The sequence below is a fragment of the Bacillus sp. FSL M8-0266 genome (genome assembly GCF_038613425.1).
Lineage (GTDB): Bacteria > Bacillota > Bacilli > Bacillales > Bacillaceae > Bacillus > Bacillus pumilus.
Window position 1 is genome coordinate 2,767,285 of sequence record NZ_CP152015.1, and the last position, 21,504, is coordinate 2,788,788.

At 41.8% G+C, this 21,504-nt stretch carries 22 protein-coding genes; 8 read left to right on the plus strand and 14 right to left on the minus strand.

Annotated features, from left to right (window positions below):
• Positions 1–2: 2 nt before the first annotated feature.
• Together MKY83_RS14215 and thpR are read right to left on the minus strand one after the other, a co-directional pair.
• Complete coding sequence (locus MKY83_RS14215) at positions 3–938, minus strand: hypothetical protein (protein WP_044142194.1); 936 nt, start codon at positions 936–938, stop codon at positions 3–5.
• Between the two features lie 25 nt (positions 939–963).
• Positions 964–1,515 (minus strand): RNA 2',3'-cyclic phosphodiesterase, encoded by a 552-nt coding sequence (gene thpR / locus MKY83_RS14220; protein ID WP_052465550.1) that lies wholly within the window; start codon positions 1,513–1,515, stop codon positions 964–966.
• A 91-nt stretch (positions 1,516–1,606) separates the two neighbouring features.
• On the opposite strand from thpR, the gene cysK reads away from it, so the two are divergent.
• Entirely contained in the window at positions 1,607–2,539 is a 933-nt protein-coding gene (gene cysK, locus MKY83_RS14225) for a cysteine synthase A (RefSeq protein ID WP_111911330.1), read from the plus strand.
• Positions 2,540–2,587: 48 nt separating this feature from the next.
• On the opposite strand, the gene MKY83_RS14230 is transcribed toward cysK, so the two are convergent.
• Positions 2,588–3,214 carry a Type 1 glutamine amidotransferase-like domain-containing protein gene (locus tag MKY83_RS14230; RefSeq protein WP_342487433.1) on the minus strand — a complete coding sequence of 209 codons (627 nt, stop codon included), beginning with the start codon at positions 3,212–3,214 and terminating at the stop codon, positions 2,588–2,590.
• Positions 3,215–3,237: 23 nt separating this feature from the next.
• Complete coding sequence (pepV, locus tag MKY83_RS14235) at positions 3,238–4,638, minus strand: dipeptidase PepV (RefSeq protein ID WP_342487434.1); 1,401 nt, start codon at positions 4,636–4,638, stop codon at positions 3,238–3,240.
• Between the two features lie 94 nt (positions 4,639–4,732).
• On the opposite strand from pepV, the gene MKY83_RS14240 reads away from it, so the two are divergent.
• Complete coding sequence (locus MKY83_RS14240) at positions 4,733–6,031, plus strand: NCS2 family permease (RefSeq protein WP_044142189.1); 1,299 nt, start codon at positions 4,733–4,735, stop codon at positions 6,029–6,031.
• A gap of 371 nt (positions 6,032–6,402) precedes the next feature.
• Entirely contained in the window at positions 6,403–6,624 is a 222-nt protein-coding gene (locus tag MKY83_RS14245; protein ID WP_008356419.1) for a DeoR family transcriptional regulator, read from the plus strand.
• A gap of 76 nt (positions 6,625–6,700) precedes the next feature.
• Here the strand turns inward: MKY83_RS14245 and MKY83_RS14250 are convergent, their stop codons facing one another.
• Both MKY83_RS14250 and MKY83_RS14255 read right to left on the minus strand, forming a co-directional pair.
• Positions 6,701–7,417, minus strand: a complete 717-nt coding sequence (locus tag MKY83_RS14250) for a pseudouridine synthase (protein ID WP_268453153.1) — start codon at positions 7,415–7,417, stop codon at positions 6,701–6,703.
• A 16-nt stretch (positions 7,418–7,433) separates the two neighbouring features.
• Positions 7,434–9,056, minus strand: a complete 1,623-nt coding sequence (locus tag MKY83_RS14255) for a polysaccharide biosynthesis protein (RefSeq protein WP_065098631.1) — start codon at positions 9,054–9,056, stop codon at positions 7,434–7,436.
• A gap of 175 nt (positions 9,057–9,231) precedes the next feature.
• Between MKY83_RS14255 and MKY83_RS14260 the strand changes: the two genes are divergently transcribed.
• From MKY83_RS14260 to MKY83_RS14275, 4 genes are all read left to right on the plus strand, one after another.
• On the plus strand, positions 9,232–10,503 hold the full coding sequence (locus MKY83_RS14260; RefSeq protein ID WP_185107162.1) for an NAD(P)/FAD-dependent oxidoreductase: 1,272 nt from the start codon (positions 9,232–9,234) through the stop codon (positions 10,501–10,503).
• Positions 10,500–10,697 (plus strand): hypothetical protein, encoded by a 198-nt coding sequence (locus tag MKY83_RS14265; RefSeq protein WP_003217594.1) that lies wholly within the window; start codon positions 10,500–10,502, stop codon positions 10,695–10,697. Before MKY83_RS14260 ends, MKY83_RS14265 begins: the two co-directional genes overlap by 4 nt.
• A gap of 139 nt (positions 10,698–10,836) precedes the next feature.
• Entirely contained in the window at positions 10,837–12,369 is a 1,533-nt protein-coding gene (locus tag MKY83_RS14270; RefSeq protein WP_185107164.1) for a BCCT family transporter, read from the plus strand.
• 339 nt (positions 12,370–12,708) lie between these two features.
• Entirely contained in the window at positions 12,709–13,233 is a 525-nt protein-coding gene (locus MKY83_RS14275; protein ID WP_185107166.1) for a CbrC family protein, read from the plus strand.
• 45 nt (positions 13,234–13,278) lie between these two features.
• Here MKY83_RS14275 and MKY83_RS14280 read toward each other — a convergent pair whose 3' ends face one another.
• The 7 genes from MKY83_RS14280 to MKY83_RS14310 all read right to left on the minus strand — a co-directional run bounded on the left by MKY83_RS14280 (position 13,279) and on the right by MKY83_RS14310 (position 18,561).
• Entirely contained in the window at positions 13,279–13,461 is a 183-nt protein-coding gene (locus MKY83_RS14280; RefSeq protein WP_003217582.1) for a sporulation protein Cse60, read from the minus strand.
• 101 nt (positions 13,462–13,562) lie between these two features.
• Positions 13,563–13,874 carry a rhodanese-like domain-containing protein gene (locus MKY83_RS14285; RefSeq protein ID WP_044142182.1) on the minus strand — a complete coding sequence of 104 codons (312 nt, stop codon included), beginning with the start codon at positions 13,872–13,874 and terminating at the stop codon, positions 13,563–13,565.
• A gap of 54 nt (positions 13,875–13,928) precedes the next feature.
• Entirely contained in the window at positions 13,929–14,612 is a 684-nt protein-coding gene (locus MKY83_RS14290; protein WP_342487435.1) for a YesL family protein, read from the minus strand.
• Positions 14,613–14,633: 21 nt separating this feature from the next.
• Positions 14,634–15,926, minus strand: coding sequence for a Gfo/Idh/MocA family oxidoreductase (locus MKY83_RS14295; RefSeq protein ID WP_126740828.1), 1,293 nt, complete (start codon positions 15,924–15,926; stop codon positions 14,634–14,636).
• A gap of 17 nt (positions 15,927–15,943) precedes the next feature.
• On the minus strand, positions 15,944–16,468 hold the full coding sequence (locus tag MKY83_RS14300; RefSeq protein ID WP_126740829.1) for a lipoprotein YteS: 525 nt from the start codon (positions 16,466–16,468) through the stop codon (positions 15,944–15,946).
• A complete protein-coding gene (locus MKY83_RS14305) occupies positions 16,465–17,577 on the minus strand; it encodes a glycoside hydrolase family 105 protein (RefSeq protein ID WP_342487436.1) in 1,113 nt (370 codons plus the stop codon). The genes MKY83_RS14300 and MKY83_RS14305 overlap by 4 nt, the downstream gene beginning before the upstream one ends.
• A gap of 18 nt (positions 17,578–17,595) precedes the next feature.
• Positions 17,596–18,561: a sugar ABC transporter permease gene (locus tag MKY83_RS14310; RefSeq protein ID WP_342487437.1), complete on the minus strand. Its 966-nt coding sequence runs from the start codon at positions 18,559–18,561 to the stop codon at positions 17,596–17,598.
• A gap of 231 nt (positions 18,562–18,792) precedes the next feature.
• On the opposite strand from MKY83_RS14310, the gene MKY83_RS14315 reads away from it, so the two are divergent.
• Positions 18,793–21,093 carry a helix-turn-helix domain-containing protein gene (locus tag MKY83_RS14315; protein ID WP_065098638.1) on the plus strand — a complete coding sequence of 767 codons (2,301 nt, stop codon included), beginning with the start codon at positions 18,793–18,795 and terminating at the stop codon, positions 21,091–21,093.
• 37 nt (positions 21,094–21,130) lie between these two features.
• Here MKY83_RS14315 and MKY83_RS14320 read toward each other — a convergent pair whose 3' ends face one another.
• Positions 21,131–21,502 (minus strand): winged helix-turn-helix transcriptional regulator, encoded by a 372-nt coding sequence (locus MKY83_RS14320; RefSeq protein WP_003217763.1) that lies wholly within the window; start codon positions 21,500–21,502, stop codon positions 21,131–21,133.
• Between the last annotated feature and the right edge of the window lie 2 nt (positions 21,503–21,504).

The window sequence follows — 21,504 nt, forward strand, 5'->3', positions numbered from 1 at the left end:
CTTTAATCGAGCCATTCCTGCCTTCTTTTGCTGTCTGATTCACCATAAGCAAGCAATGCTTTTGTCGCCTTAAATTGCTGATGCTTTGTCGGCGCAGTATTTTTCCGCTGCTTTTCAAACCAATCTTCCGCCTTCTTCTTATCGACAACCTCCATCCCGTATGGAACTTCCGGTAAGTCAATATAAGAGGTACGGCTGATCAAGATTTTTTTCACAGGAAGATGGGCACCGCTTTGCTGTAAGATCTTTGACACGACGGTGCCAGAGCGTAGAAGGCTTGCGCAAGGATTCAAAACGGACTGAACCGCTTTCCCATTCGCCCGCTTTTCCCAAAAACGTTCCTTCGTTCCGATATATACGCTGTCAGGCTCTGCCTCTAAGAAGGATAAACAAATCACTTCCAGCGGCGTAATGAGGACTGGACATAATTCCATCTCTGCTTTTTGAATGAGCAGCACCGGTTTGTACATCACAAAATATGAATCCGGAAGCTGCCTAGCAAGCATGCGCAGCTTTTCGTCATATCGAATGTGATGGGAAACGGTCGAAATGTTGGAAATCGTCGAGCTCGCCCATTTTAATTGAACATCGAATAGATGATCCTTAAAAAAATGAATGAGCTTCGTTTCATCTGTAGGAACGTTTGTAAAGACACCTTGCTCTATATCTGTCGGCTCGTTAAAAAGACTCAGGTCCCGTTCCTTCTTCATATCGGCTTCTTTTTGCTTTCTCTTTAAGGAGAATTTCTTTCTCTTTTCCTCCTCTTGTTTAGGCACTTGTTCAGAGATTTGGTCAAATGAATGCTGCGTCTTCTCTTTTGAAGCTTTTTTTAACTCGTCCCACCTTTGCTTTTTCAATCGAATGAATTGATTGATGTAGTGATGCGGGTCTTGTTCATATCGTGATATATAATCTTGAATTTTGATAATTTGCGCCATCTGCTGCTCACTCCAACTTTTAGAATCATTTATGTAGTGCAAATTGTTTGATTGCGTGATAACGCGGGGTTTCTCTCGGACGTATTTCATATAGAGTCATACAAGAAACCTCTATCACGTATGGCTCTTTGCGTAAAGGCGCTTGTTCTGCAAAAGAGTGATCCGCGTTCCATTTGCGTGCAATCGTCATATGCGGATGAAACGGTCTCTTTTCAACAGGATGTCCTGCTGACAATACGGCTTCTTTCACCTTTTCTCTTAATTGCATGAGTGGTTCACTTTCATCAGGTTTTGCAAAAAAGACTCTTGGGCGCTCCTTCGTGCCAAACTGTCCGACCTCATTCAGCTCAAGTGAAAATGCAGCGGCTTCCTTTGAGAGGATCTCAAGCAGCTCGATGATCTTCTTTAAGCGCTCATCTGGAATGGCACCTAAAAAGATCAAGGTCACATGATAATCATGTGGTGCTGTCCATTTTTGAAAAGACAGTCCGCTTCTTTGATCAATGTCTTTTTTGATTTGATGCGCAAGTTGTTCAGGGATGTGAACCCCAATAAAATAATGACGGTTTTCTGACACAATATCACCTGTCCTTTTATAACAAACTTTACGAATCCCCATTGATGATAGTATAACTAAAGAAATGCGGAATGAGAAGAAAGGGTGTCACATGATGAAGGTTGCACAAAATATAGCTGAGCTGATTGGCGATACACCACTTGTTCAATTACAGCGGCTTCAGCCAGACAATGCGGCAGCTGTTTATTTAAAGCTGGAATCGTTTAATCCTAGCGGCAGTGTGAAGGACCGCGCTGCTTACAATATGATCGTTGAGGCTGAAAAACAAGGGAAGCTTACAAAAGGAGCGACCATTATTGAACCGACGAGTGGGAATACAGGGATTGGTTTAGCTATGAACGCAGCAGCTAGAGGGTATCAAGCCATCCTTGTGATGCCTGATACGATGACAAAGGAACGAATCAATATTTTGAAGGCTTACGGGGCGCAGGTCATTTTAACCCCAGGAGAAGAAAAAATGCCAGGCTGTATTCGCAAAGCAGAGGAGCTGGCAGCTCAAATTCCTCATAGCTTTATCCCGATGCAATTTGATAATAGAGCGAATCCAGATGCTCATAGAGGCACAACGGCTGTTGAAATCATGGAAGCTGTCAAACAACTTGGCAAGCCCCTTGGAGCCTTTGTCGCAACAGCAGGAACTGGCGGAACCATTACAGGCACTGGTGAGGAATTAAAGAAAGCATTCCCTCATTTGACCATACGTGTGGCAGAGCCGAAGGGATCTCCAGTCTTATCTGGCGGGAAACCTGGCAAACATAAACTTGTTGGCACAAGTCCAGGATTTATTCCTCATATTTTAAATGAGCATGTCTATGATGAGATCGTACAAGTAAGCGATGAAGATGCGTACACTATCACACGTCAGCTTGCCCGTCTTGAAGGAATTTTAGTTGGTCCATCATCTGGTGCAGCCTGCTATGCTGCGATTGAAACAGCCAAGCAATTACCGGCAGATCAAATTGTGATCTGTATGACAGCAGATACAGGCGAACGATACTTATCAAGTGATGTTTTTCAAGATTAAAAAAGGAACAGGGCAATGAATCCCTGTTCCTTTTTCTTCTTTTCTCGGTTAGGACGATTTGACAGCCTTCACCTCAGCCTGCTCCCCTGTGATGAGTAAAGCCTGCTCATCAGTAAGCGGGCATAAATCGAGCGTCTGCTCATACTGCTCCATGATTTGCTGCGCAGCCTCGCCTAAATGGGTATTGTACATATGCGGTACCGGACAGTAGCTTATCTCATTGAATCCTTGATAAGATGAAAGCTCTGGTGCCTTCTGCCGATCATCCATCACGGAAATATATTCAATGCTTGGCGCCATGATGATACTCCCTGCGGATTCACCAATGTACAGCTTGCCTTTATTGATTTCTTCTTTTAGCACGTCATCGAGACCGTGCTTTCTCAATTCCTGCAGCAAATAGAAGGTGTTGCCTCCTGATACGTACATCACATCATTTTGTTTCATCATCTTTGTGATTTCTTCGGTAGACTGCTCAGCTATTTGAACGGTTTCTAGCTGCATACCGAGTTGATGAAAGGCTTCTTTTGCTACCTCTACATAGTGCGTGACTTCTTCCACAGCACTTGCTGTTGGAAAAAATGTCACGCGTTTTCCTTTTAATGATTCACCCGCAAAGTCAGACAAGAGAGAATAGCTGTCTTTGAATGAAGAGCATAAGAACATTTTTTTCACTGTGAATCCCCTCTTCTCTTTTTCTATTTTGCCAATTCATACATGGCTTGTGCATATAGTGCGGTTGCTCTTAGTAGATCATCGATTTCGATATATTCATCCTTCTGATGTGCGCAATCTGGTCTGCCAGGGAAGAGAGGACCAAAGGCAACGCCCGCTTCTAAAGATCTCGCATACGTTCCTCCACCAATGGCAATCAGATGAGCTGGATCTCCCGTTTGTTCCTCATATACCCGCTGCAATGTTTTCACAAGCGGATGATCTTTTGAGACGTGATGCGGAGGGCTGTCGTCAAATTTCAGAAGGGTAGCCCCTTTGATGCCTTCGATCCCTTTTTTAACGTCCTTGCCGTCTGCTGTCACTGGATAGCGGACATTTAATCCTAGCTTCGCTTCCTCGCTTTGTGTATAGCGGATCGTGCCAACATTTAAAGTCAAATCTCCGCTAATGTCATCTTTGCAAGCAATCCCCAGCTTTTTCCCTCTTGTATCCTGATCAAATAAAGCATTGATTTGAGAGGTAAACGCAAGCCCATCTTCATCTAATTCTTGTCCACATAGAAAATTGGCCATATGAATGCCCGCATTGATGCCATGCGCCGGCTCCATGGCATGAACTGATTCACCTTTTAATGTGAAATGCAGTCCATCCGCTACATTCTTTACCTCACCTGATAATTGATTGTCAGCAAGATAAGCTTCAAAAGCTGTTTTTAATGATTCAGCATCGTGTTCTTGTGCCGCTGTCACAGTGGCAGTTGAATCATCCGGCACCATATTCAGCCGCATACCCGATGTGAATTGCTTGAGCATATAGCGCTGATGTTGTTCTGTACGTTGATATGTAAATGACACAATGGCATCAACGATCCCTTTTTCAGCATGAATAATCGGAAAATCAGCATCTGGCGCGAATCCAATTTGTGGCATCTCCTCATGCTTGAAATAATGGTCCACACAGCGCCAATCACTTTCTTCATCTGTTCCAATGATCATTCGAATCTTTTTTGACAACTTCATCCCAGTATCTTTTAACATCTTCAGTGCGTAGAAAGCCGCCATGGTTGGCCCTTTATCATCAATGGCGCCTCGTGCAAATATTTTATTTTCTCTTATGTCTGCTGAAAATGGCGGGGTTGTCCAGCCGTCACCAGCAGGCACAACGTCCACATGGCATAGCACACCTACAATGTCTTCGCCTTCTCCATATTCAATATGACCTGCATAGCCATCCACATTCTTGACTGTGAAGCCTTCGTATTCCCCTTTTTTCAGCATATACTGAAGGGCCTGATCGACTTTTTCACCAAATGGCTGTCCTTCTTTTCCACCTTCTTCATCAAGGACACTTTCAATTTGCAAAAAAGATTGTGTGTCCTTTATTAAGTCGTCTTTTTTTCGTATGACTTCAGCTTCCCAATTCATTTTTCCATTCCTCCTTGAAAAAAGGTTGCAATCCACCCTTAAAACGAATATTATATTAATTGTTTTGTAATAATGTTCGTAAATGGAGGATTTTATGTTTCAGTTAAAAGAAAACCAAACCAACATAAAGAGAGAATTAATCGCTGGTATGACGACATTCTTTACCATGGTATATATTGTTGCCGTTAATCCAGGAATTCTTTCAAAAGCAGGCATTCCTTTTGACCAAGTCTTTACTGCAACAATTATCGCTGCTGTCGTCGGTACGCTCTGGATGGCACTTTTTGCAAACTATCCGATTGCGATTGCACCAGGTATGGGGCTGAATGTCTATTTCACCTTTACAGTTGTCGGTGGTGGCGGCATCAGCTATCAAACAGCGTTCAGTGCGGTATTTGTTGCTGGTATACTCTTTATTATTTTATCGTTAACATCCCTTAGAAAACAACTGATTCAAGCCATTCCAGATAATTTAAAATACGGCATTACAGCCGGAATCGGGCTTTTTATTGCATTTATCGGCCTCCGTCAGTCTGGGATTATCACAGCTGACCCGGAAAATCTAGTGAAGCTTGGCAACTTAAGCTCGCCTGTTGTCATTTTAACGCTTGTCGGCTTAATGATCTCTGTTATTTTAATGGTACTTCAAATCAATGGTGCTCTGTTTATCGGCATGTTAGCAACGACACTGATTGCCCTTGTAACAGGACAGCTTCATTTCCCTAAGATGCTGATGGACATCCCTGCACTTCCAGAAGGTATGCTGATTACAAATCCATTCGCTGCCTTTGGTGATGTATTCTCTCATCATTTATATGCGGTCGTCTTCTCCTTCTTACTAGTGACGATTTTTGATACAACGGGCACAATGATCGGAGTGGCTGAACAAGCCGGACTCATGAAAAAAGGCCAGCTGCCAAAAGTACGCAGAGCCCTGCTCGCTGATTCTGCTGCAACGACGATCGGTTCTATGTTTGGGACAAGCCCAACAACAGCTTATATTGAATCATCCTCTGGGGTTGCTGCTGGCGGAAGAACCGGGCTAACGTCTTTAACAGTCGCTGCACTGTTTATTGTGGCATTATTTTTCGGTCCGCTCGTTCAAGCCATTTCTTCTTTACCATCCATCACATCACCTGTTCTCATCATTGTCGGGTGCTTGATGATGAACTCCGTGTCACGCATTCGCTGGAACGAGCTAGACGAAGCATTCCCTGCTTTTCTTGTGATTCTTTCCATGCCGCTGACATCTAGTATTTCAACCGGAATTTCACTTGGATTTATTTCATATCCACTTGTGAAACTGGCAAAAGGGAAATGGAGAGAAGTACATGTTCTTGTCCTTATCTTTGCCATTTTATTTTTCATTCAGCTCTTTTTCTTAGAAGGATAACAGAAACAAAAAAGGCACATTCTAACAAGGGATGTGTCTTTTTAAGATGAGTGAATTTTTTATTTTGTAAATTTTCTGTGTTTCATTTTTGGGCGTTTGAATGTGACAGTATTCTCCATACGCCTTACCCCCATTGGGTTGTAACCGAATTCAAAACATGGTATATACCATGTTTCGATTCATGAAGACAAGTTAAATAACATGTAAAGTTGACTTTTTGGTGGAACTAGATGCATAATAACGTGTATAATAGAATAAAACATTAAGAAACACGAACATTTACCATTGTTGCATGTCCTTATTTCGCAGTTTTAGTGTAGTAAGTTGTGGTTAGTCAAGTCCATCCGATCTTATTGATAGGGAGTGGTTTTTTGAAACCTTCAACAAACCGTATGATGACTCGAATAAAATCAGTCTATATGTTCATTCAAGAGAAAGGTCTTGTGACGACACAAGAGCTGGTTGATGAATTCGGGATCACACCTAGAACCATTCAAAGAGACTTAAACGTGCTTGCCTATAACGATCTTGTTCATAGTCCAAGCAGAGGCAAATGGGAAACAACGAGAAAAAAAGTAAAAATATCATCTTAAGCGTATAATGAACTGTCCATATAACAAAAAGAACCGGCGACATGCCGGTTCTTTTCTTTTGTCTTTTGTTCTATATTTATGGTCGATTGATTAAGCTGTCTAATTCTTCATCCGTTAATTCACGGTACTCTCCAGGCGCTAGGTCTTCATCTAAAGAGACAGCCCCCATCGAGAGCCTTTTTAAAAAGATGACTTCATTTCCCACTGCTTGCGCCATCAGCTTCACTTGATGGTACTTTCCTTCAGTAATCGTTAAACGGATGCGTGTATCTTCACTTTCATTCGCATCTACTTCAACCTTTGCCGGCTTCGTACGGTAATCATCTAAAATAATAACACCCTCTTCAAGGCGCTTGATGTCTTGATCTCCTAATGGATATTTCAAATGAACTTCGTACGTTTTTGGCACATGCTTTTTTGGAGAAAGTAATTGATGTGCAAGCTGTCCATCATTTGTGAGGAGGAGAAGACCGACTGTATCCTTGTCCAGTCTCCCGACAGGAAATGGCTCTCTTGCGATATCCTCCGGCTCAAGTAAATCGACAACCGTTTCATCCCGCAAATCTTCAGTTGCTGAGATGACCCCATCTGGTTTGTTCATCATTAAGTAAATGAATTCTTTATAGTCTACACGCTCTCCGTGTACGAGCACTTCATCATTCGATGGATCAACATGATCTTTCACCTGCTTCGCCAGTTCTCCATTCACGGTGACTGCCCGTGCCTTGACCAGCTTCTTTACATCTTTTCTTGAACCAAAGCCGCTGCTAGCAAGCAATTTATCAAGCCTCATGAAACTCCACCTCTTCTTAGCTCTTTTTTCTTAAAAATGTCGGCATACGGCTGCCGAGTACACGCTCAAGTAATCCTACCTTATAAGACAAGAACAGATACACACCGCTACCAGTGATCATTGAAATCAGAATGACAATACCCGCATTAACAATTCCACCTTCATACGAAATCACTTGGCTCACAAGCTGACATGTCACATACGCCACTACAGCCATAATCGCAGTCAAAATACCAATGAGAATAAATCGTTTGAAAATCCTGCGGAACGAATAGCCGGCATGGCGCTTAATCATGATAAACATATACAAGATGGACGCGCTATAGCCTAACGCAGTCGCAAGCACAGAACCATTTCCTTGCAGCCAACTGATTAACGGAATGTTCAGAACCGTTTTAATGATGATCCCTAACAACAGACTGACGATGGCAAATTTTTGTTTGTTAATTCCCTGCAAAATCGCTGCATTAATGGTGAATAAAGAAAACAATAACGCAACAGGTGCATACCAGAATAAAATTGACATCCCAATCTCAGGATGAACAGACGGATAGAAAAACCAATAAACCGGTCCAGCCAATGCCGAGATACCAAATGAAGCAGGCAGCACGAAAAATAATATGACCTGCATTGTCTGATCAATTTGTCTATTGAGCAGCTTGTAGTTACGAGCTGTAAATGATTCTGTAATCGTTGGTATCAAGGTTAAGCCAAACGCTGTTGCAAGCGACACAGGAATCATCACGAGCTTCGGTAAATATAACGTCACAATAGACAATACCGCTGTACTAATATCCTGATGTCCTGATGCAATCATGGCTCTGTTAATAGTGTTTGTATCTATATAAGAATAAATTGGAATCGCCAGTCCAACAAACACATACGGTGCCGCATAGCTAAATAGCTCTGTAAACATTTGCTTATAAGATAAGTCAGAGGAAGCACCTGTATTCGGCTGCATGGATAAGAGCCGATCCTTGCGCTTCAGCCAATATAAATAAAGCGTGAATAAGCCGCCAAATGCGCCGATAAGTGCTGCAAATGTAGCATATCCGACAGCGATGACAAGACCACCGTCAAGCACTTTTAAAATAATAAACGTTGCTGTTAATAGGAAAATGATTCTGACAAGCTGCTCAATGACTTGGGAAACAGCTGTCGGTCCCATCATAGAGTGTCCTTGGAAGAACCCCCGCACAAGACTCATAATAGGTACAACCAAAAGACCTAAACTGACCATCCGAATCACATATACCACTTGATCGACAGTCAAACCGCCTATTTCATTTGATCCGCCAAGCTGAATCTTGGCAAAAATCGGTGCGGTCAAATATAAAATAGAAAAGGCGATAATCCCGGTGACAAGCATGACCGACATACCCGCCCTGAACATTTTTCTCGTTGTCTCATAATCGCCAATTGCATTATATTTAGAAACAAATTTTGATACCGCTGTTGGAAAACCAAGCGTAGCAATACTTAAAAAGATCGTATACTGATTGTATCCATATTGGAATAGCGCTCCACCAGTAGCTCCAACCATTGCGCTAAATGGAATTAAATAAATCATACCAAGAATACGAGAGAGATAAGTCCCTATCGTTAAAACCAACGTACCACGAAGCAGTTTATTAGACATGCGCTTAACCACCATTTTTCTAATGAATATTCAACTCAACTATTTTACCACATCATTTCGACGCACAGGTAACAAATCCAATACAGAAGGTACAAAACCAATCAATTCATATTTCAGCCTTCCCCAATTTTCGTTATAATAGATGAATGACTGAAAGTAGAAAGAGGAATGTAACATGAAACATTATGATGTCATTGTCATTGGCGGTGGACCTTCTGGACTGATGGCCGCGATTGCATCAGCAGAGCATGGTGCAACTGTTCTGTTAATTGACAAAGGAACCAAGCTTGGTAGAAAGCTCGCCATTTCTGGCGGTGGACGCTGTAACGTCACCAATCGCCTTCCAGTAGAAGAAATCATCAAGCATATTCCCGGAAACGGCCGTTTTTTATATAGTGCATTTTCTGAGTTCAATAACGAAGATATTATTTCATTTTTTGAAAACCTCGGCATTGAACTTAAAGAAGAAGACCATGGACGTATGTTCCCTGTCTCAAACAAAGCACAATCTGTTGTGGATGCCCTTTTAGACAGGCTCCGCAACCTCAATGTTACCATTCGAACGAATGAGAAGATTAAAACAGTTCTGTATCAAGACGGACAAGCAGCCGGAATTGTTACAAATAATGATGAAAAAATTTCAAGTAATTCCGTTGTGATTGCTGTTGGCGGAAAAAGTGTGCCGCATACTGGTTCTACTGGTGACGGCTACGCATGGGCAGAAGCCGCTGGTCATACAATTACAGAGCTCTTCCCAACAGAAGTACCGGTCACATCAGATGAACGTTTTATAAAAGAAAAAGTGCTCCAAGGGCTTTCTTTAAGAAGTGTGGCTGTCAGTGTTTTAAATAAAAAAGGAAAACCCGTCGTCACACATGTCATGGATATGATCTTTACACACTTTGGCTTATCCGGCCCAGCTGTTCTTAGATGCAGCGGATTTGTGGTGAAAGAATTGAAAAAGCAGCAGGTCGTCCGTCTGCAAATAGACTTATATCCGAAGCTTAATGACGAAGATCTGTTCCAAAAGCTTCATCGAGACCTAAAAGATGAACCAAAAAAAGCCATTAAAAATGTCCTGAAGTCTTGGATGCAAGAACGCTATTTATTGTTTCTGTTAGAGAGGAACGGTATAGATCCGCAAGACACTTTTTCTGGTCTTGCTAAGGACAAACTGCGCGCATTCGCCCATGATTGCAAACATTTTATCGTTCATGCGAACGGTACACTCTCTTTGGACAAAGCGTTTGTCACAGGAGGCGGCGTTTCTGTGAAAGAAATTGAACCGAAAAAAATGGCGTCTAAAAAAATGCCCGGTCTTTATTTCTGCGGAGAAATTCTAGACATCCATGGTTATACAGGCGGATACAATATCACGTCAGCACTTGTAACAGGCAGACTTGCTGGTATGAATGCTGCACTAGAAGCAAAGGAGAGAGATCAATGATCAGACGTGCATTTCCAATTGTATTTGCAGTCGTTATTAGCTTGACAGCCGCTTTTTTCTTGAAGCTGTCCATTAACCCGTTAAAAGTAGCCATTGTTTTGGCGTTTACCATCTTCGCTGTTTGTTTAAAAGAATACGTTTATCGTCTTCGTAAACGAATCGAAGAAAAATCATCTTCACATATCGATAGTTGATTAATGGAAGCAAAACATGTTACGGTAAAGTAGAGGTCGAGTGAGAAGCTCGCCTCTTTTTGTTTGAAATTAGTTGAGTTAGGGGATATTAAGTAAATCCTCTGCTTAAACGTGTAGAACAACAGGAGAGTGAGATGGTGTGAAAAACGTATCAAGTGTATTTTGGATTGTGATTGCGATCACATTTGTTACCGTCATATGGGGAGCTTTTTCTCCAGAAACACTGCAAAATGTCACAGATCAAATCCAAACATACATTACAAATGACTTTGGCTGGTATTACTTGTTAGTGGTGTCACTACTCGTCGGCTTTTGTCTATTCTTTATCTTTAGCCCAATCGGTAAGATTACGCTAGGAAAACCTGGGGAAGAGCCTGAATTCGGCTTATTTTCTTGGTTTGCGATGCTATTTAGTGCCGGTATGGGAATTGGTCTTGTTTTTTACGGAGCAGCTGAACCAATCAGCCACTATGCTATCCAGTCACCAACAGGTGATACTGAAACGGCGCAGGCATTCCGAGATTCACTTCGATATACTTTTTTCCATTGGGGGCTTCATGCATGGGCTATTTATGCCATTGTTGCACTTTGTATTGCTTACTTTAAATTCAGAAAAGATGCACCTGGCTTAATCAGTGCAACGTTGCAGCCAGTATTAGGAAATAAAACGAATGGATGGATCGGAAAAACCATCGATTGTATTGCGGTATTTGCAACTGTAGTTGGTGTTGCGACAAGCCTAGGATTAGGCGCGGCACAAATAAACGGTGGATTGAATTACCTGTTTCAAATTCCGAATGCTTTTAGCACACAATTGATCATTATCATGATTGTGACAGTGCTGTTCCTAGCATCTGCTCTAAGCGGGATTGGAAAAGGCATTAAATACTTAAGTAATATCAACATGGTATTAGCAGCTGTTCTGATGTTTTTCTTACTTTTGGTAGGTCCAACTGTTTTTATCTTAAATTCATTTACTGACTCAATTGGGCAATACTTATCCAACATCGTTCAAATGAGCTTCCGTCTATCTCCAAATGATCCTGAGAAGAGAGAATGGATTAATGGATGGACAATCTTTTATTGGGCATGGTGGATTTCTTGGGCACCATTTGTCGGTATCTTTATCGCAAGGGTGTCACGCGGACGAACGATTCGAGAATTTTTATTAGGTGTCTTAGTGGCTCCTTCTATCCTAGTATTCCTATGGTTCTCGATTTTCGGTGTATCTGCGATGGATTTACAGCAAAAGAATATTGTCGATGTTGCGGGTCTATCAACAGAAACAATGCTCTTCGGTGTACTAAATGAATATCCGCTGGCGATGATCACATCGATTCTAGCACTTATTTTAATCGCTATATTCTTTATTACATCGGCTGATTCAGCTACATTTGTGCTTGGAATGCAGACAACCTATGGATCATTGAACCCTTCTGGCAGTGTCAAAGTTAGCTGGGGTATCATCCAATCTTCTGTTGCTGCCGTGCTTTTATTTTCAGGGGGACTTGAAGCCTTGCAAAATACAGCCAAGCTCGCAGCCTTGCCGTTCTCCGTTGTCATTATTTTGATGATTATCTCACTGTACAAGTCACTGAATGATGAACGAAGAGCCATCAAGCAAGCCAATAAAGTCAGTAAACCACGAAGTCCAAGAGTAAAAAAAGCATAATCTCAAGCGAAAAAAGCCGTTCCTCATAAGAACGGCTTTTCAGATTGTTGACAAATGGCTAAAATGATCTTTATTTTAGCCATTTGTCTTCTTTTCAGCTCAGCGTGATAGAAAACCTTTGAAGTCTAGGAAGGACGAGTACTGAAGCGGAGCGAATTTGACATTCGTGAGCACCAGCACGCAGGACTGACACCGAATGCGAGGGTTTGTCTACACGCTGAAAAGCCGTTCCTCATAAGAACGGCTTTTTTCTATCTATATATACAATTTAAGATTGTTGCAAGCAGGAGGACTCCTGTAAAATAATGATGAAATCATTTCTACATAATGGAGGTTTATATGACGCTGCCTACATTCAAGTACAACCCAGATCCAGTTTCGTTAAACGTGATCAAAAAAGAGCCTACGACATGTCCTGTTTGTGAAAAAGAAAGAGAATATGTGTATCATGGTCCATTTTATTCTGTTGAAGATGTGAAGGGAATTTGCCCTTGGTGCATTAAAGATGGTTCAGCCGCTAAAAAATACGATGGCATCTTTCAAGACGATGCAAGCTGTGACGACGTTGAGCAAGAGGAATATATAGATGAACTGATCTTTAGAACGCCAGGTTATCGCGGCTGGCAGCAGGAATATTGGTTAAGCCATTGCGGAGATTTTTGTGCGATCGTCCAGTATGTCGGATGGAAAGAGATAGAACATTTAGAGGAAGAGCTCACAGAAGATATCGAAGACATTTGCAGCGGCGGAGGATTAACGAAAGAGAACCTAAAGCAATGGCTTGTCAACTTCGGTGATCTGCAAGGCTATCTCTTTCAATGTGTTCACTGCAACAAGCATCGTTTATATATTGACGCCAGTTAAACAAAGTAAAAGGACCCTTCAAACAGGTCCTTTTTTTGATACCGTCTATTTTTTATATAAAATGAGTGCAGAAAAACAGTAGAGCTGTTCTCCTCCTTGCTCACAGATCACCGCTACATTGTACTTGATGTCAATGATTTGGTCGTCATCCATTCCTTTTAAAAAAAGATTGATTTCGCTCTGCAAATCTTTTTCGTGCTCTTCATCAAATACAGCTACCTTTAGCACATATGCCACTCTCCCTTCTCTCGCTACTCTATCTTTATGCACATGAGGGCGGGCATATGAACAAAAAAAGCCTTTCATCTATGAGATGAAAGGACTTCTGTTTACAGCTTCGGTTTTGTTTCTCCTGTCCAAGCAAGCATTCCGCCAACGACATTGGTCGCTTGATAGCCTTGGTCTTCTAGGAAATAGCAGACATTTTCACTACGTTTACCAGAGCGGCAAATAATATAATACTCCTGCGTTTGATCGAATGCATCCAGTTTCTCAGGAATATCTCCCATTCGGATGTGGACAGCTTCTGGAATCATTCCTTCTGCTACTTCCTCGTCCTCACGCACATCAACAAGCTGAATCGCTTCTTCTTGCTCTAGCTTTTGTTTTAATTCTTCTATTGTGATTTCTTTTACTGACACGGCGCTCATCTCTCCTTTTAATTACGGTGACACCATTATAGCAAATGAACCCCATCACTGTGTATTCACCCGCTTCGATTGCAGGAAAGACGGCAGGCGTTTCTTTACTTCGGCTGTCTGCTGCTCACTTTCGAACTCTACTTTTTTGAATACTTGGTAGGCCAGCCACATATGACCATAGGCGAGTATACTCACACTAAAGAACGGCACGATCCCCGGCAAATAAGCAAAGAGAACAAACAGCAGAGCCGAAAAAACGAGCATACAGAGTGTATATTGCAAATATGAGATACCAAGCAAAAGAGAGAATTTCAGATAGAGACGTTTTTTCCAATCATAATGAGCCAGCAGCGGAAAAATATAAAACAAGCTCACAACAAAGAGAAAACCAAAGATATAAATGGCAAAACGAAGCACATGCAAAAACCAGCTTGTTGGATAAATATACGCAAAGTCTACGTATATAATCGTTCCTATGATCAAAAGCGCCACTCCAATCAAGTTAGAGCGTACAAACTCCTCACGGTACACCTTCCAAAAAGTCCGGAAAACACTAACTTGCTCATGCCCTTGTATCCACTTTCTCATCACCGAAAATAACGCAGTGGTCGCAGGCATCAATCCAAAGATCCCAAGCCCCAGCATGGTGAACAGCAGCCATAGTAAATTCGTATAGGCGAGTCGCATCACCCACTCACACATTCGAAGCATTCTGCTCATTGAACCATCATGATCCATCTCTTTCCCCTCCTCTCTTTTTTATGACACCGTCTCTTTATGAAGCAACTCTTCTATGTCAATTGGGCGCTTCTCTGCAACAGACCGCCACATGCCTTCCCCAAGTGCAATTGAATAAGCACCAGCCTCTGCCCCTGCCGAAATATCATAGTGAATTAAAGGATCTTTACCGATAAATAAATCGGCCAAAAGCAGAGGATCTCCGCCGCCATGTCCTCCTGGCTGCTTCACAACTTCAATCGTCTCTTTTGCACCAAACATCGGATAATAAGAAATCGTCTGTTCTGGGAATTGAAAAGGAATTCTTGATGGCACATGAAACTCATTTGTTTCAATACGCCCCTTCGTCCCATTTATGGCAAGCCGGTATCCTTCATATGGAGCTGAGAATTGAATCGAATAGCTGAAAAGAGCCCCTTGGTCATATGCCACTGATGCCACATATGTATCCTCAATGTCAATTTCCTCATCAAAAATACAGGCGTCTGGGCGATAATTGGTGTATTGCTGCGTTTGCTCCTGACCGGATTCGATATGATCGTCCTCGACCTTTGAGCGTACTACCCTCGGATTCCACCTTGCTTCATAATGACATGTATCCTTCACATGACATGTTCCGCAATACCTGTTTTCTTCCCCCTGCAAAGGATTCCAAGGACTTTTATCTCCGTAATAGTTCAGCGCCCCATAGGCAAATACTTGCTTCGGCTTTTGATTGATCCACCAATTGACCAAATCAAAATGATGAGTCGATTTATGAATGGATAGCCCGCCAGAGAATTGCCGCGTTCGGTTCCACCTTTTGAAATAACTAGCACCATGATACGTATCAATGAGCCAGCTCAGTTCAACAGATGTGACCCTTCCAATCTTTCCTTCTAAAATGAGTTCTTTGATCTTTCGATGAAATGGATTGTAGCGATAATTGAAAGTGACTGTGACCTTTCCTTTACTTTCCTTTTCTTTTTCCATTACTTTTTTGGCGTCTTTTGCTGTTGTGACCATCGGCTTTTCAGTGATGACATCGAGATCATAGTCAAGTGCTTGCAAAATATAGGTGACATGTGTGTCATCCCTGCCTGCCACAATGACGATATCTGGCTTTGCTTCCTTCACCATTTGATCAAATGCCTCTTCATGAAAAAACGAGACGCCCCGCAGTGATGGAAAACGCTCCTGACAAAGTGTATACCGATGATGATCTATATCTAAAAGCCCTGTAATCCTGTAATACTCATTGAAATCCTCTGTGAGTGGTTTAATAAACATATTGAACGCACGATGACTGAGTCCGCAAACCACAATCCGTTTCACAGGCCCCACCCCTTTTTCTATCGATTTTCACGAAGCTGTTTCATGAGAGACAGCGCCTCTTTGGACTTGTCTGCATAAACGGGAATAAAAGCGACCATATCTCGATGTAATCGAAAGGTATAGCCGTTTAGCTTTTTCGTGCCTTTATTGACTTGAACCGCATAATCGACCATTTTCCCTGTCTTTTGATCTTCGATCGTATATGGCCCTGCCACTTGATCATCTATGCCCATCTCTTCAAGCAGTTGAAAGCTTTCAGGATCATCATACGTTCGAAACATTTCTTCCGGGACAAGCATGATGTCCCCCTCTTTTGCGGTAATTTCAACAAGAAGCTTTTCAGGAATCGCCGGAAAGATGTGGACGCTATACGTTTCTTGTTCTGTTTGAAAAGCCTTCTCGACTAATTGATCCTTCATCCCCTTTGACATGTCAGAAAAAATCAGAACATCGATACCGTTTGTTTTCCCATGACAGGCTGACAAACAAAAGGCAGCGATGAAGCTGATGAGCCATGCAGCAGCCCTTTTTTGCCTCTTCATGCCTTTTGAAAAACAGGCATCTTCTCTAGCTCAGTTAACGCCATAATAAAAGCGCCTGCACCGTGCAAATCATTTGTACTTCTCTCTCTACCGACGTAGTAATCATAAAATCCAGCGGATGTTCCGATACATATATCATTGATGGTAAAATCACCGTTTTCTATCTCAGCCGTCTTATGCTGAATTAAGCCTTGATATGCTTTCACCACATGATCAGCGTAGCAGAGGCTGACATACCCTTCGTTCATGGCTTTTGCCATGGCGTACATGAATAAACACGATCCAGAGCTTTCAAGCCAGTTGTCGCTATGAGTACCTTTATCAATGATTTGATGCCAGAGACCTGTGTCTTGATCCTGGTACCTAGCTACACTTTCCAGCATGTCTGTCAGCGTTTCCTTCCACACCTTTCGCCCCTCATGCTGCTCTGGCAGATCCTCGATCATATCTGCTAATGCAAGGACATACCAGCCAAATGATCTTGCCCAAAACTCGGGAGAACAGCCTGTCTTTTGATCAGCCCATGGCATCACTTTTCGTTCGTCCCACGCGTGATAATACAGACCTGTTTTTTCATCTTTTGTATGTTTTCTCATGAGATGCTCTTGCTGGATCACCATATCCACCAGTTCCTCTTCACCTTTCAGCTTTGCATACTTTAAGGCAAAAGGTCCGCCCATGTAGAGACCATCCAGCCACATTTGATAAGCATAATTGTCTTTATGCCAAAATCCGCCCTCAGATGTGCGATTCAATGTGCGATAAAGCCCGCGGAGCTTCTCCGCTGCCAGCACATACCGCTTCTCTCCTGTTCGTTCATAAAGAGGGAATAAAATGAGCCCTGCTTGGATCGCATCAAGCTCATCTCTCCGGAATAACAGGTTTCCATACTCATCAATGAGCGAATCTGCATAGCTTTTCACATAATTGAAATATGTCTCGTTCCCCGTTGACTCATATAGCTTCATCACACCGCAAAGAAAAACGCCTTGATGATAATGCCATCTTCCAGCTGGAGGCAGCTCGATCGGTGTATGCGCTTTCATAATTGTTTGTGCTAATTTCTCTGCATGCTCAAGTGGTGATCCCTTTTTAGTCGATAATGTCATTCTTTTTCATCTCCCTTTTTAGTAAATACCTTCTTCCCCAAATTTCTTCGCTAAACGGTTCGCCAGCATAACCAAAATGAGTCCAACGGCTGCTTTAAATAGACCAACAGCGGTACTATAGCTGAATTGCCCTTGCTTAAGACCAGCTGTATAAACGTACGTATCAAAGATTTCTGCTACTTCCCGGTTCGTTGCATTGAGTAATAAGTAGACATGCTCAAAGCCAAGCTCTAATGTGTCACCAATTTTTAAAATAAGCAGAACGACAATTACGCTTTTAATGGCAGGGAGAGTGATGTGCCACATTTGTCTCAGTCTGCCGGCTCCATCCATTTTCGCTGCTTCATATAGCTGCGGATCTACCGCTGTAATCGCCGCAAGGTAAATGATCGTCGACCAGCCTGCTTCCCGCCAAATCACTTGTAAAATGTACATCGGCCTAAACCATTCCTGACTAAGAAGGAAGTTAATCTTTTCCCCTCCAAAGAAAGCAATCAATTCATTGATTAACCCGCCATCTACTGTTAACAAAACAAAGGATAAGGACACGACAATCACCCATGACATGAAGTGAGGAATGTATATCATCGTCTGCACAAATTTCTTAAACAAGGTCAATCTGACCTCGTTTAAAAGCAAGGCCAATAAGATCGGAATTGGAAAGAAAATCACAACATTCATGGCAAATAAAATCAGTGTATTTTTTAATAAGATGAAAAATGTTGGTTCTGTAAACAATCGAATAAAGTGTTTGAAGCCAACCCACTCACTGCCAAGAATACCGAGAAACGGCTGATAATCTTGAAAGGCAATGATCAGCCCCCACATCGGCACATATTTAAAGACAAGAAAATAAATGAGCCCTGGCAAAATCATGACATACAAAAACTTTTGACTAAGCATTTGATTAAGTAAGCGCTTTCTTCTTTCTTTTTTCAAAGCTGCCGCAGGCATACCCTTGGCAATGACATCCTCTGTTTTCATAGATAAAGCCTCCCCTCATGCTGATGCATGTGTTAACTGTATCTTAAGGATGAAAAATCCGTCTACAATCATATCATCAGATCATATTTACTTAGGGGAAGCTACTCAAAACGTTACATAAAACATGAGAAAATGATCCTAATCTCAGAAAATGATTATTGACAAACCTACCAGATTTTTGGATTAATAAATAAAGAGGAAAAGATTGTTCCGTTTGAAATGGGGGGTTTTATGAAAAGAAGGCAATATAAATTTTATTACAAGCTCGTCACGTTTTTTTTCATGCTTAGTACGATTCCTGTCATCATTGTCGGTATTTTTTCTTATCAGCATTCACAAAAAACAGCACTCGAAAATATCTCAAATGAAAAGCTGGACAGCGTTAAACAAACGCAATCCAATATTGAGCATATTTTAAAGACAGTTGATCATTCTCTCACTCACTATGTCAGTTCGCCGCCTCTCCTTCAAACACTGGCAGAACCTTTAAATCCAGACCAATTCCAGCTTTATAATCAAGTACAGCAGGAACTGAACTACCTGCAAACCTTTGACACCGATCTTTCCAATATTACGCTCGTCAGTAAAATGGAAGACTGGTACATGAACAATTCGGGGCTTTATCATGTCACAAGTGGAGACCAAGAGAAAGCGCTCACCTCTTACCTCAATATTCCGAGTCATTCCAGCTGGGCACTTGAAGAGAATAATCCGCTTGTTGCGACAAAAGAAGGAAAGGCCTCCTTTTGCAAATACAATGTGAACTTAATCAAACAACTCCCTATGAACAGTGTCCAGAAAAAAGGGATCGCTGTCGCCAGCATTCCGAGCTGCATGATTGCTGACAATATGCCTGACTTCTCTCAATCTGACAGTATGTTTGTCATTGATACAAACGGAAAAGTGCTGCTACATAACCGCAAAGAACAGATTGGTGAATCCTTGAAAAATCAAGAGTTCGTCAAGCATGTCCTATCACGTGAAGAGCGATCAGGTCAATTTAACATGAAGATCGAGGAACTAAACTATCAAATTACGTTTCAAAAATCAGACTATAACGAATGGACGTACCTATCCTTTGTTTCCATACCAGAACTCAAGGCACAAACGAAATCAATTGGCTGGATCACCTTTATTATCTGCTTTATTTTGTTAGCGCTTTCATTACTATTTTCATGGTTTGGGTCCAGACATTTTTATAAACCAATCCGCTTGTTATACGAGTCCTTTGCACGCAATGAATCCTTTTTGCAAAAGCAGCCTTTTCAAAATGAATTTGAGTTGATTGAGTCGAGTATTAAACAAATGAAGGATCAAAACAATGATTTAGAGGAACGTATTGAGCAGCAAGTCACGCACCTCCAGCAATACTTTATGGTGCGGCTATTACTCGGAAAATTGACAGAAGAAGAGATTAACAACCGGTTCCAAAGTTTAGGATTCCCTCAGGACTGGTCTCACTTATCCATGCTTGTGACCCAAATTGATACGCTAAAAGGAACACCTTATGAAAAAAAGGATGCTGACTTACTTTTATTTGCGATCAATGGACTGATTGAGCAGATTATTCCGCAAGAGGAGCACCTTCAGCCAACAGTTGTCAATCAGCATCAAACGACGATTATCCTAAATCACTCAAAGTCAGATGAAGAGTTTACTGAATATTTAAACCAATTAGCGGAAACGATTCAGCTGCGTATCGAGGAACAGCTTGGTTTATCGATCAGCATCGGAATCAGCCGTCAGTTTCAGGAGCTCACGATGGCAAAACAGGCTTACATTGAAGGAAAAGAGGCCTTAAAATACAGACTCAAAGCAGAGAAAAAGTCCATTATCTTATATGAACATATCCAGCAAGGAAAAACGTTTAAAACCCATTTTCCAAAGCAGCTGCAGCATGATTTATTTGATGCGATGAAAGCAGGTGATCAAGGGAAGGCAGATCACTATTTACATGTGCTCCTGCAATCCATTTTCTCTAAAAATGCAGGACCGCACGAGTACCATATCGCCCTCGCCCGTTTTTTAAACAATTTGATTGAGCTGATGCATTTGCTTGGCATTGAATTATTTGAGGTCGAAGACAATAAAATGCTGTATGATACGATTTTTGAATTTAAAACGTTTGAAGATACCGAAGCATGGCTGAAACACGAGATCATTCGGCCGATTATTGACCAGCTAGGTGCACGCGAGGAATCACAATACAAAAACATCTCAGAAAAGATCATCCATATCATTCATCAAGAATTCGACTCAGATCTCACATTGGATGAAATTGCCACACGCCTGCATTACAACCCAAATTATTTAAGCAGTATTTTTAGAAAGGAAATGGATATTTCCTTCAGTGAATATCTCTCATCCTACAGACACCATGTCGCCAAAAACTGGCTCGTGGAGACCGATATGTCCGTCAAAGAAATTTCGGAAAAACTGAAATATAAAAACCCGCAAAACTTCATCCGTTCCTTCAAAAAACTAGAAGGCACGACCCCTGGCAAATACCGTGACCAGAAAAAAGGCATATAAGACAAAAATTCCCGCTCTCATAGGAAGCGGGACTTTTTTATTTAAACTGTTCATTTAAAATGCTGTCTTCTAGCACTGAAAGCGGCTCTCCGTACACACGTTCAATATGAGCTGCTCCCCAATCACATAGCGCATTGAGAATTCTTTCGAGCGACTGACCGTATTCACTTAATTCATATTCCACTTTAGGCGGCACTTGCTCATACACAATCCGGTTAATCACCCCATCACTTTCAAGCTCTCTCAGCTGTTGTGTAAGCATTTTTTGTGTGATGTTTGGCATGAGCCGCTTCAATTCACTTGTACGTTTTTTCCCATGTGTTAAATGACATAAAATCACGCACTTCCACTTTCCGCCAATGACCTCAAGGGTCGCTTCCACAGAGATATTATATTTTTTCTTTTCCATTA